Origin of the sequence: uncultured Polaribacter sp., assembly GCF_947500975.1 — a bacterium.
Classification (GTDB): Bacteria; Bacteroidota; Bacteroidia; order Flavobacteriales; family Flavobacteriaceae; genus Polaribacter.
This window is the reverse complement of sequence record NZ_CANMUE010000010.1, coordinates 106,366-118,768: the sequence shown is the minus strand read 5'-3', so window position 1 is coordinate 118,768 and position 12,403 is coordinate 106,366. Positions and strand designations below refer to the sequence as shown.

General features: G+C 30.9%; 10 protein-coding genes. All 10 read left to right on the top strand.

Features of this window, described 5'->3' with window-relative positions; genetic code table 11:
• Positions 1-2 precede the first annotated feature (2 nt).
• The 10 genes from Q0733_RS11765 to Q0733_RS11720 all read left to right on the top strand — a co-directional run bounded on the left by Q0733_RS11765 (position 3) and on the right by Q0733_RS11720 (position 12,394).
• Positions 3-1,082 (top strand): diphosphomevalonate decarboxylase, encoded by a 1,080-nt coding sequence (locus Q0733_RS11765; protein WP_298782442.1) that lies wholly within the window; start codon positions 3-5, stop codon positions 1,080-1,082.
• A 186-nt stretch (positions 1,083-1,268) separates the two neighbouring features.
• On the top strand, positions 1,269-2,195 hold the full coding sequence (locus Q0733_RS11760) for a mevalonate kinase (RefSeq protein WP_298782441.1): 927 nt from the start codon (positions 1,269-1,271) through the stop codon (positions 2,193-2,195).
• Between the two features lie 10 nt (positions 2,196-2,205).
• Positions 2,206-3,123, top strand: coding sequence for a geranylgeranylglycerol-phosphate geranylgeranyltransferase (locus Q0733_RS11755; protein WP_298782440.1), 918 nt, complete (start codon positions 2,206-2,208; stop codon positions 3,121-3,123).
• A 38-nt stretch (positions 3,124-3,161) separates the two neighbouring features.
• Complete coding sequence (locus Q0733_RS11750; protein ID WP_298782439.1) at positions 3,162-4,019, top strand: pseudouridine synthase; 858 nt, start codon at positions 3,162-3,164, stop codon at positions 4,017-4,019.
• Positions 4,020-4,079: 60 nt separating this feature from the next.
• Positions 4,080-4,529 carry a DUF1569 domain-containing protein gene (locus Q0733_RS11745; RefSeq protein WP_298782438.1) on the top strand — a complete coding sequence of 150 codons (450 nt, stop codon included), beginning with the start codon at positions 4,080-4,082 and terminating at the stop codon, positions 4,527-4,529.
• Positions 4,530-4,786: 257 nt separating this feature from the next.
• Positions 4,787-6,076, top strand: a complete 1,290-nt coding sequence (locus Q0733_RS11740; RefSeq protein WP_298782437.1) for a site-specific integrase — start codon at positions 4,787-4,789, stop codon at positions 6,074-6,076.
• A 265-nt stretch (positions 6,077-6,341) separates the two neighbouring features.
• The gene (locus Q0733_RS11735; protein ID WP_298782436.1) at positions 6,342-6,761 is read left to right on the top strand and encodes a hypothetical protein; all 420 of its coding nucleotides are present in this window, start codon (positions 6,342-6,344) and stop codon (positions 6,759-6,761) included.
• A 179-nt stretch (positions 6,762-6,940) separates the two neighbouring features.
• Entirely contained in the window at positions 6,941-7,354 is a 414-nt protein-coding gene (locus tag Q0733_RS11730; protein ID WP_298782435.1) for a hypothetical protein, read from the top strand.
• A 109-nt stretch (positions 7,355-7,463) separates the two neighbouring features.
• A complete protein-coding gene (locus Q0733_RS11725) occupies positions 7,464-11,174 on the top strand; it encodes an efflux RND transporter permease subunit (RefSeq protein WP_298782434.1) in 3,711 nt (1,236 codons plus the stop codon).
• Entirely contained in the window at positions 11,171-12,394 is a 1,224-nt protein-coding gene (locus Q0733_RS11720; RefSeq protein ID WP_298782433.1) for a TolC family protein, read from the top strand. Before Q0733_RS11725 ends, Q0733_RS11720 begins: the two co-directional genes overlap by 4 nt.
• Positions 12,395-12,403: the final 9 nt, after the last annotated feature.

Here is a 12,403-nt window from a genome sequence, read left to right as displayed (position 1 = left end):
CTGTGTTAGAAACTGATTTTATTCCAAAAAAAATAGATGTTTTAATTGATAAAACCACTGTAACTTGGCAAACTCCAAGCAACATTGCTTTGGTAAAATATTGGGGTAAAAGTGATCCTCAAATTCCTAAAAATGCCTCTATTAGTTTTACGCTAAATAATTGCAATACAGTTACTAAGGTAGATTTTAAGAAAATTGAAAAATCTGAGGAAGTGCAATTTGAAATGTATTTTGATGGTAAAATAAAAAAAGATTTTAAGCCTAAAATAGCATCATTCTTTAAAAGAGTAGAACAATATTGTCCTTATATTTTTGAATATGAAATGACAATACATTCTAAAAATTCTTTTCCACATTCAAGTGGAATTGCTTCTTCTGCAAGTGGGTTATCAGCAATTTCTATGTGTTTAATGAGTTTAGAGAAACAATTAAATCCAATTTTATCAGAAGAATTTATCAATAAAAAAGCTTCTTTTTTAGCAAGATTAGGTTCTGGAAGTGCAAGTAGAAGTATAGAAGGGCCGATGGTTGTTTGGGGTAATCATTCTGAAATTGAAGGAAGCTCAGATTTATTTGGTACTAAATTCCCTTATAAAGTACATCCCATTTTTAACAACTATCAAGATGTGATTTTGTTAGTTGATAAAGGTGAAAAAGTTGTATCAAGTACTGTGGGGCATAATTTAATGCACAATCACCCGTATGCAGAAAATCGTTTTAAACAAGCGAATGAGAACTTATCAAAAATGTCTAAAATTCTTCAAGAAGGAAGCATAAAAGACTTTATTAATTTAGTAGAAAGTGAGGCTTTAACTTTGCATGCTATGATGTTAACAAGTAATCCTTATTTTATTTTGATGAAACCTAATACGTTAGAAATTATCAATAAAATTTGGAAGTACCGTCAAGAAAAAAACAGTAATATTTGTTTTACTTTAGATGCTGGCGCAAACGTACATGTGCTGTTTCCTGAAAACGAGAAAAAAAGTATTATTCAATTTATTGATAATGAGTTGTCTGTATTTTGTCAAAACAGCCATTATATTTGTGATATTGTTGGTTTTGGTGCTAAAAAATTATAAAAAATTAGTTATCCTGATTCATTAATAGATGTAAATTGCTGATGGTTAGTTTATTGTGTTTTTTTAAATATTGTTTTTAAAGGCTAATTAGTTGGTTCATACTTGAAAATGGTTATCAAAAGTATTTGTTAACATTTTAACAACATTAAAAGTTGTATTTTTGTAGCGCTATTGATTAATTAAAATATGAAAAGTCCACTTTTTTACGCTAAAATTCTACTTTTTGGAGAGTATGGAATTATTAAAGATTCTAAAGGTTTAGCAATACCGTTTAATACTTATAGAGGAGCATTAAAAACTTCAGAAATTTTAGAAGGAGATTCTAAAAAATCTAACGAAAATTTAAATCGTTTTTACACTTATGTTTCTACTTTACAAACAGATTTAGTTTCTTTTAATTTAGAAGAGTTTAAAACTGATTTAGATAACGGAATGTATTTTGATTCTTCAATTCCTCAGGGTTATGGTGTAGGAAGTTCAGGTGCTTTAGTGGCATCAATTTATGATAAATATGTTAATGATAAAATTACAGTTTTAGAAAATTTAACAAGAGATAAATTACTGAAATTAAAAGCTATATTTTCTTTAATGGAATCTTTTTTTCATGGAAAAAGTTCTGGGTTAGATCCATTAAATTCTTACTTAAGTTTGCCTATTTTAATTAACTCTAAAGAAAATATTGAACCAGCAGGAATTCCATCTCAAAAAGAAGGAAAAGGAGCTGTTTTCTTATTAGATTCTGAGCAAATTGGCGAAACAGAACCAATGGTTAATATCTTTATGAATAAGATGAAAAAGGAAGGGTTTAGAAAAATGATAAGCGAAGAATTTTCAATATCTACAAACGCTTGTATCGAAGATTTTTTACAAGGAAATGTAAAATCTTTGTTTAGTAATGTAAAAAACTTATCTAAAATAGTGCTAAAAAACTTTAAACCAATGATTCCTACTGCGTTTCATAAAGTTTGGGAAAAAGGAATTGTGTCTAATGATTATTATTTAAAACTTTGTGGTTCTGGCGGAGGAGGTTATATTTTAGGTTTCACTGAAGATTACAAAAAAGCACAAGAAAGTTTAAAAGATTATAAGTTAGAGTTAGTTTATAGATTCTAAAATTTACTCTATGATTTCCTTCAGAGTAAAAAGAATTATTTTTAAAATTTTAAGTCTATTATCAGTTATTAGAGGCTATAATATTCTTGTATTAATTATAGCCCAATATTTGGCGTCTATATTTATTTTTTCTTCAAAAAAATCTTTAAGAAATGTAGTTTTTGATTTACATCTACACTACATTGTTTTAGCGTCAGTCTGTGTAGTTGCTGGAGGTTATATAATTAATAATTTTTATGATGTTAAGGTTGATAGAATTAACAGACCTTTAAAAACAGGCCTAGATAATTATGTAAAACAGTCTACAAAATTATCGCTTTATTTCTTTTTAAATTTTTTAGGATTTACTTTCGGATGTTTTGTTTCTTGGAAAGCCGCACTGTTTTTTTCTATGTATATTTTTGGCATTTGGTTTTATTCGCATAAACTAAAAAAATATCCATTTACAGGATTATTGTCAGCAACTATTTTAACCATTTTGCCATTTTTTGCAGTGTTTGTTTATTATAAAAATTTTTCAAACATTATTTTTGTACATGCAATTTTCCTGTTTTTGGTAATAATGGTAAGAGAGTTAATTAAAGATTTACAAAATAGTAAAGGTGCAATTGTAAATAACTATAAAACCTTTTCGGTGTTTTACGGAGAGCAAAAAACAAAAAAAATATCAGTTTTACTTTTACTTCTTACTTTTTTTCCAATTATAGTTCTATTTCGTTATCCGGCATTAAGTTATATGAGATATTATTTTTATTTAGCTTTAATTACACTTTTTTTTGTGGGGTTTTATTTGATGAAATCTAATAAGCAAAATGAATATTTTTTTTTACATAACGTTCTTAAAATCTTATTATTAATAGGTGTTTTTAGTTTGGTTTTTATTGATACTTCTCTCTTGTTAGAAAAAGTAATTCTTAGATTGAATTAGAAAATCAATTTAAGTACCTTTGCCAAAAATCATTAATAATGGAATCAAATAAGAACTCGTCGCGAAGACGACAAGAAGGTAAAAAAAATACACCTCAAAATAGAAAGTCTGTAAAACCTTTAGGTAGAAAATCTGTTAAAAAGGAATTCAAAAAAAATACTTCAGCAAAAAAATCCGACGAAACTTCAGGTATCCGTTTAAATAAATATATTGCAAATTCAGGCGTTTGTTCTCGTAGAGAAGCAGATACTTATATAGAGCATGGAAGTGTTGTAGTAAACGGTAAATTGATTACAGAAATGGGTTATAAAGTTCAACCAGGAGATATTGTAACTTTTGATGGAACTTCAATTACACCCGAACAAAAAAAATATGTCCTTTTAAATAAGCCAAAGAATTACATCACTACAATGGATGATGATCGTGGACGTAAAACTGTTATGGAATTGATTGCAAACGCATCCAAAGAGAGAATTTATCCTGTTGGAAGGTTAGATAGAAATACTACTGGGTTGTTGTTGTTTACTAATGATGGTGATTTAGCAAAAAAGCTGACGCATCCAAAACACAATGTTCGTAAATTATATCATGCCTCATTAGATAGAAAGTTAGATTTAAGAGATTTAGAGAAGTTAAGAGGAGATGTTATTATAGAAGGAAGAAAAGTGTTTATTGATGCAATTTCTTATGTTGATGGCGAGCCAAAATCGGAAGTTGGTATCGAAATTCATTCAGGAAGAAATAGAATTGTGCGTAAAATATTTGAACATGTAGGTTATAAAGTAAATAAATTAGACAGAGTTATTTTTGCGGAATTAACAAAAAAGAATCTGCCTAGAGGAAGATGGAGAGAGTTAACTAATTTAGAAGTTACCAATTTACAAATGATGAAATAATTAATAAAAATCCAGCTTTAAAGCTGGATTTTTTTGTAATTTTAAAAAACGATTAGAAAGATGTTAGAAAAAGAACTAAAATTAATTGAAAGCTATTTTGATATAATTGAAGCTAAAAACAACAAAATATCAAAAGCAAATGTAGGTTGGCATTTAGATCATACCTTAAAAGTGATCAATACTGTTTGTAAAACGTTAGTAAATTCTGATCCTAAAGAATATAAATACAGTTTTAATAGATTAAGGTTGATCGTTTTTACTTTAGGTTTTTTTCCAAGAGGAAAAGCAAAATCGCCCAAAAGAGTTTTACCTCCAGAAGTTATTTATATTGAAGAGTTACAAAAACAATTAAGTGAAGTAACAGAGAATGTAAAAAATCTTGAAGGTTTGACAAAGAATAAACATTTTCATCATCCACTTTTCAAACAATTAAATAAAAAGAAAGCTATTAGATTTATGAAAATGCATACAAATCATCATTTAAAAATTGTAAAAGATATTATAAAATAGATTTTAAGCACAAAAAAACCCGAACTTTTGTTCGGGTTTTAAATGTGGTACCTCCAGTACTAAATTAATGTTTCATTCTGAAACTTATTTAATGACAATCGCTAATATGTCAGTCCTGTCAGTAGGAAATCAACTGTCTGTCATTAAATAAATTTCAATGCAATTCAGAATTATTCAAACCAAAAACACCCTCTCAAACACCCTGCTTTGGTACATAATTCGCTTTGTATTGTTTGTATAACATTAAAAAAACAACAATGAGTTTATCAGTAAAGAGTACCCACGGAGTTATCAGATTTAGTTTAAAAGAATCTATAAAAAGTTTAGAAGCGACACCGCAAAAAGAAAGTTTAATTATGATGCATTTTTCATCAAAAGGTAAGCGTTTTAAAAAGAGTATAGGTTATAAATGCCCATTAAACCAATGGGATGTATCACGTCAAAGAGTTAAAACCAACAAAGGCATGATGTCCAACGCTTATAAAGTGAATAAACTTATTGATGAAATAAGAGCTTTCACAGAAGACACACTTTCTTCTATGAAAAATAATGGTTTATTAGATGTAGATCGTTTGGCAGATCTAATAAGCGGAAAGATAAACGGCTCTGACAACGACATAGAGCAACAAGAAAACGCTAAAATAGTTGTCTATTGTGAAAACCTAATAGAAGCAAAGAAAAACACCATAGGCATTACAACGTATCGTTCTTATAAGCAAACATTGAGGTTATTGAGTCTTTATGAGAAAAAGCATAAAGAAATATTAAAATTCGATGAAATAAACCTATCGTTTTACCGCAAATTCGTAACGCTTTTAGAGAACGAAGATTATAGTTTAAACAGTATAGGTAAGCATATCAAAAATCTAAAAATATTCCTAAATGATGCTTTAATAAATGGAGTAAGTAGCAACACCATTTTTAAAAATAGAAGCTTTAAAGTGCTTAAAGAAACTACAACAGATGTTTATTTAAGTGAGGCAGAAATCGAAACTTTAGCCGAAAAAGATTTTAGTAACCGTCCCCGTATAGAATTAGCGAGAGATATATTTTTAATTGGCTGTTATACAGGACAAAGGGTTAGCGATTATAATGGATTGACTAACGAAAACATAGAAATATTAGATGGTCACAAATTTATTAAGGTACGTCAGAAAAAAACTGACACAACGGTGCTTATCCCTATAACTGTTGATATACAGAAGATAATGAGTAGATATGGCAATAATTTTCCACCTAAATTAAGTGAGCCTATCTTGAGAAGAAATATAAAAACAGCTTGTAGCACCGTTGGGTTTAAGGAGATGGTTAATATCTCATACACAAAAGGTGGTAAGGCGATAAAAAAAGGAGTACCAAAATATAACTTGATAAAAACACATACGGCACGTAGAAGTTTTTGTACTAACCATTATGCAGCAGGCAAATCTATTCAAGATATAATGCTTTTTTCGGGACACAAAACGGAACGAGAGTTTTACAAGTACATACGGATAGAAAAGGAGCAACAAGCCTTATCTGTTTTGAAAAATGGCTTTTTCAATTAGGAAAGTTTTTTAGCATCATATTAAAATGCTAAATTTGTTCTCAACATATTAAAAATAAAGCGTTAGCTTTTATTGTGGTCTTGAAATCTGACAATTTCTCCATTACGCCACAGGATAAAATGACTACGCCATGTTACGGCGTGGGAGTAGCTTATCTTGGCGTAGGGTTTTGTCAGAACCTCAAGACAGGTAATGTTATAAACCCACGCTTTTAATATTTATAAACTTCACTTTGGGTTTGAGTGAAAATTTAAATCCATTTAGTATGTCCTTTGGAGTCATAGTCGTCGCAATTATTTTTATTGGTTTAATCATCTATAATACCAATCGTTCAAACAAATCTTTTCAACACCAAAAAACAGAGTCAAGACGTTTTACCGTTGATAGTCTAAAAGAAGTTGCTCAAAATAACCAAAAAAAGCACCACGAAAAATTTGAAAACACTATTGAAGAAGCATTTAGAAAACATATTACGCAATGTTTAAAAGATACACCAAATGAGCTTAAAAACACTCCAGTAGTTACAACACTTATTATGGACTCTTTAACAAGCTACGCACAAAATTTAATAGACAATTTAAGTGCTAAATCTGAAATAAAAAATGCAATGTCTCAAACGAAATTAGAATCTATTGTAGATACGGCACAGAAAAAAGTATTTAGGGAATACTTCCAATACTCGTAATATTTCTTTTAGACTTTTCTATCTTGGAAGATACAAAGCACCGAAAAAAGTATGCTATATAGATACCAAGAACAGAGTAAATTATGAGAGGAAACATTTTATTAAAACAAAGCCCTAAAGCGACTTTATGATTTCATTAACTTAATATTGATTAACTTTTACTAACTTTGTAATCTACAATGAAACAAGTTTTCCATAAAATAGCATCCTTTATAATGGCATTAGTAGTATTGTTATCTACGGTGTCATTTACTATTGATATGCACTATTGTGGAGATACTTTAGTTGATACTGCTATTTTTAAAAAGGCTAAAAGTTGCGGAATGGAAATGCAAAATCCATCAACTAAAGATTGTTCTATGACAAAAAAGAATTGTTGTAGTGATAAACAGATTTTTGTTGATGGTCAAGATGAATTGCAACTTACTTTTGATACGCTCTCTTTTGAACAACAACAATTTATTGCTTCTTTCATTTACACTTATATCAACCTCTTTGAAGGGTTTGATGAAAATATAAATTCTTACCAAGAATATAAACCACCTCTCGTCATCAGGCAAATCTACAAGATAGACGAGACCTATTTAATTTGATTTTTAAACAATAGACTGTGTTATCCTATGACTGCAATGTCGTAAGGATAATTCGTTGTATTCGGTGTTTTCGTAACGCCAATGTCTAATTGTTTAATTATCAAACGCTATGCTAAATAAAAGCATCAAATTTTTAATAGAAAATAAACTTGTCGCTGTACTATTACTTACCTTTTTTATAGGTTGGGGAATTGTACACGCACCTTTTAATTGGGAAATAGGTTTTTTACCAAACAATCCTGTTGCGGTAGATGCTATTCCTGATATTGGCGAAAACCAACAAATTGTATTTACAAAGTGGGAAGGTCGTTCGCCACAGGATATTGAAGACCAAATTACATACCCATTAACAACGTCTTTACTTGGAATTTCAGGAGTAAAAACCATTCGTAGTTCCTCTATGTTTGGATTTTCAAGCATCTATATCATTTTTGATGAAGATGTAGATTTCTATTGGAGTAGAAGTCGAATCCTTGAAAAACTAAATTCATTACCGAACAACTTACTACCTGATGAAGTCAATCCATCATTAGGCTCTGATGCCACAGGATTAGGACAAATATTTTGGTACACTATTGAAGGTAGAGACGAGCAAGGGAACGTTACTGGCGGTTGGGATTTACACGAAATACGAAGTGTTCAAGATTACTACGTTAAATATGCGTTATCGTCTGCAAGTGGTGTTTCGGAAGTTGCTTCAATAGGTGGTTATGTTCAAGAATATCAAGTCGATGTGAACCCTGAATTGATGAGGCAGTACAATGTATCGTTACACCACATCGTCAAAGCAGTTAAAGAGAGTAATAAAGATATTGGAGCTCAAACTATTGAAATTAACCAAGCCGAATATTTGGTTAGAGGTTTAGGTTATGTTAAATCTATTTCAGATATAGAAAATGCAGTTGTTACTTCCGAAGATTTTACTGCAATTAAGATAAAAGATATTGCTAAAGTTACGCTTGCACCAAAAGCAAGACGAGGTATTTTAGACAAAGAAGGTGCAGAAGTTGTTGGCGGTGTTGTAGTGTCAAGATATGGCGCAAACCCATTAGAGGTCATAAATAATGTCAAAGAAAAAATCAACGAATTAAGTTCAGGTTTACCTTCTAAAGTATTGAAAGATGGTAGGACTTCACAATTAACCATAGTGCCTTTTTACGACAGGTCTGAACTCATAAAAGAAACATTAGGCACGCTCAATGAAGCATTAACATTAGAAATACTCATTACCATTTTAGTCATTCTAATTATGGTGTTTAATCTTCGTGTTTCTGTCCTTATTTCAGGTTTGCTTCCTGTGGCAGTCTTAATGGTATTTATAGCAATGAAACTTTTTGGAGTTGATGCTAATATTGTAGCCTTATCTGGAATTGCTATTGCTATTGGAACAATGGTGGATGTTGGCGTTATTCTTTCCGAAAACATTATTAGGCATTTAGAAGAAAACAAAGAAAAACTATCTGTAAATGAAGTTGTGTACAATGCAACAACCGAAGTTTCAGGAGCAATAATAACAGCAGTTTTAACAACCATTATCAGTTTTATTCCTGTATTCACAATGATTGGCGCAGAAGGAAAATTGTTTAGACCTTTGGCATTTACAAAAACCTTTGCTTTAACGGCTTCTATTATTGTTGCCTTGTTTTTAATTCCACCCTTTGCTTCCTATTTATTTCAAAAAAGAAGTATTAAAAAAGTTTCGAGATTAGTTATCAATAGCCTTTTAATTCTATTTGGAATAATAGCACTTATTTATGGATATTGGCTTGGAATTGTACTTATTGCATTTGGAGTTACGGCAATCTTAAAATCTCAAAATAGATTGTCAGGAAATAAAGCAAACTATTTCAATATTGCTATTTCAACTTTAGCAATCGTATTTCTTTTGGCAGAATATTGGCGACCGTTAGGCGTTGATAAAAGCATTTTTTGGAATCTTGTTTTTGTGGCTATAATCTGTTTTGGACTGTTGGGTGTTTTTACGGTATTCAGAAGGTATTATACACGTATTTTAAATTGGGCTTTAGAAAATAAAATACTATTCCTTTCTATTCCAACAGCAATAGTTATTTGTGGGTTTTTAATACTGAAAAACACAGGCAAAGAATTTATGCCTTCACTCAACGAAGGTTCTTTTTTATTAATGCCAACGTCTTTACCACATTCAGGAGTTGAAGAAAACAAGCGAGTGTTACAGCAGTTAGATATGGCTGTGGCAACAATTCCTGAAATTAAAACCGTTGTTGGTAAAGCAGGTCGTGTAGAATCGTCTTTAGACCCTGCGCCTTTGTCGATGTATGAAAACTTAATTCAGTATAAATCGGAATATATGTTGAATGGCAATGGAGAACGACAACGCTATAAAGTTGATGATAATGGCTTTTTTGAATTGAAAAATGGAACAATGGTGGAAAACCCAAACAATTCAGATAAAGCTGTTATAATGCCTGAAATAATCGCAAAAGAACTTATTGAAGATAGTGATGGCGAGTTTTACAGGAATTGGCGACCTGAAATAAAATCTGCTAATGATATTTGGAAAGAAATTGTACGTGTAACAAAATTGCCAGGCGTTACATCAGCACCAAAATTACAACCTATTGAAACACGTTTGGTAATGCTACAAACAGGTATGCGTGCGCCAATGGGAATTAAAGTAAAAGGACAGGGTTTAAAACAAATTGAAGACTTTGGAGTACAATTAGAGTCTATTTTAAAACAAGTGGAAGGCGTTAAAACCGAAGCCGTTTTTGCCGATAGAATTGTTGGCAAACCCTATTTGTTGATAGATATTGATAGAAAAAAAATTGCACGTTATGGCATATCAATTCAAGATGTTCAAGATGTTTTAATGGTGGCTGTTGGTGGTATGGAAATAACGCAGACTGTTGAAGGTCGAGAGCGTTATGGGGTTCGTGTTCGCTACCCAAGAGAATTGCGAGGTAATCCAACAGATTTAAAAAATATTTATGTGCCTGTTGCCAAAGGCAGTTCAATTCCTTTAGGCGAATTAGCAAGTATTAAATATGAGCAAGGCGCACAAGTCATTAAAAGTGAAGATACTTTTTTAATTGGCTATGTACTATTTGATAAATTAGATGGCTATGCCGAAGTTGGAGTTGTTGAAAATGCACAGGTATTAATTCAGTCAAAAATAGATTCAGGCGAATTAACTGTACCAAAAGGCATTAATTACCAATTTACAGGAACGTATGAAAATCAAATACGAGCCGAAAAAACCTTATCGGTTGTTGTGCCATTAGCATTATTTATCATCTTTTTAATCCTGTACTTTCAATTTCGTTCGGTAGCCACTTCATTAATGGTATTTACAGGAATTGCAGTAGCCTTTGCAGGTGGTTTTATAATGATTTGGTTGTATGGTCAAGATTGGTTTTTAAACATTAATTTCTTTGGCGAAAACCTACGAGATTTATTCCAAATGCACACCATAAATTTAAGTGTTGCCGTTTGGGTTGGTTTTATTGCGCTTTTTGGAATTGCAACAGATGACGGCGTTGTTATGGCAACCTATCTTACACAAACATTTGATAGAAATAAGCCTACAAACAAACAAGATGTAAGAGCATCCGTAATTGAAGCAGGAACAAAACGAATTAGACCTTGTTTAATGACCACAGCAACAACCATATTGGCATTATTACCTGTGTTAACCTCAACAGGTCGAGGAAGCGATATTATGATTCCTATGGCAATACCAAGTTTTGGTGGTATGCTTATCGCATTAATAACCTTATTTGTTGTTCCTGTTTTATACAGTTGGAAACAGGAAATACAACTTAAAAAAGCATCAAAATGAAACAAATAAAATCAATCTTTATTCTTTGCTCAATTTTCTTTATTCTGAAAGGAAATGCACAGCAATTACAAACACTAATTGAAGAAGGTTTAACAAAAAGCCCTGAAATTCAACTATTTGAATTAAAGCATCAGGTAGCAAGAGAAAAAGTGAATGAAGCCAATACGCTACCAAATACACAAATAGGTGTTGGTTATTTTGTGAGCGAACCTGAAACACGAACAGGAGCGCAACGCTTTAAAATTTCGGCAAAACAAATGTTACCATCATTTGGCTCAATAACAGCAAGAGAAAATTATAAAAACGCTTTGGCAGATGCGGTTTATGAAGATATTGCTATTGCACAACGAAAATTGGTAGCATCCGTATCACAATCCTACTATAATTTGTATGCGCTAAAAGAGAAACAGTTGGTTTTAGATGAAAATAGTGCCTTACTGAAAACCTATGAAGAATTAGCATTAACATCTGTTGAAGTAGGCAAAGCATCAGCAGTAGATGTCTTGCGTTTACAAATGCGACAAAACGAATTAGAGCAACTTAAACAAGTGTTAGAACAAGATTATTTAGCAGAACAAACCGTATTGAATAAGTTGTTAAATAGAGATAAAAACAAAGAAGTAATTGTTGCTGATAAACTAATTATGCCTTCTGAAAACGAACTTATCAATTCTGAAAATTTAGCATTACATCCTGAACTATTAAAATATGACAAACTCTACGAATCGGTTGAAAAATCTGAATTATTAAACAAAAAAGAAAGCAGTCCAATGCTTGGATTTGGATTAGACTATATCGCAGTTTCTGAACGACCAAATATGGATTTTAGCGATAACGGAAAAGATATTGTAATGCCAATGGTTAGTGTTTCTATTCCAATTTTCAACAACAAATACAAATCGAAAACAAAGCAGAATGAGTTACTACAAAAAGAAATAAACGTTCAAAAACAGGACAAGTTAAACCGATTAGAAACATTACTTGACAAAGCAATAAAAAAGAGTAATTCGGCAAGAATAAGTTACAATACGCAAACAAAAAACTTAAAACAAGCCAAAGATGCCGAAACCATTTTAGTAAAAAGTTATGAAACAGGAACGATTGATTTTAATGATGTTTTAGATATTCAAGAATTACAACTCAAATTTCAAATTAACCAAATAGAATCTATTAAAACCTATTATTTACAAAGAACAATTATCAACTATTTAACTAATTAAAATTCAATA

What these genes read in the sequence shown, in the direction of transcription:
- Q0733_RS11760 (WP_298782441.1), top strand. Translation starts at nt 1,269, where the DNA reads ATGAAAAGTCCACTTTTTTACGCTAAAATTCTACTTTTTGGAGAGTAT.
- Q0733_RS11755 (WP_298782440.1), top strand. Translation starts at nt 2,206, where the DNA reads ATGATTTCCTTCAGAGTAAAAAGAATTATTTTTAAAATTTTAAGTCTA.
- Q0733_RS11750 (WP_298782439.1), top strand. Translation starts at nt 3,162, where the DNA reads ATGGAATCAAATAAGAACTCGTCGCGAAGACGACAAGAAGGTAAAAAA.
- Q0733_RS11745 (WP_298782438.1), top strand. Translation starts at nt 4,080, where the DNA reads ATGTTAGAAAAAGAACTAAAATTAATTGAAAGCTATTTTGATATAATT.
- Q0733_RS11740 (WP_298782437.1), top strand. Translation starts at nt 4,787, where the DNA reads ATGAGTTTATCAGTAAAGAGTACCCACGGAGTTATCAGATTTAGTTTA.
- Q0733_RS11735 (WP_298782436.1), top strand. Translation starts at nt 6,342, where the DNA reads ATGTCCTTTGGAGTCATAGTCGTCGCAATTATTTTTATTGGTTTAATC.
- Q0733_RS11730 (WP_298782435.1), top strand. Translation starts at nt 6,941, where the DNA reads ATGAAACAAGTTTTCCATAAAATAGCATCCTTTATAATGGCATTAGTA.
- Q0733_RS11725 (WP_298782434.1), top strand. Translation starts at nt 7,464, where the DNA reads ATGCTAAATAAAAGCATCAAATTTTTAATAGAAAATAAACTTGTCGCT.
- Q0733_RS11720 (WP_298782433.1), top strand. Translation starts at nt 11,171, where the DNA reads ATGAAACAAATAAAATCAATCTTTATTCTTTGCTCAATTTTCTTTATT.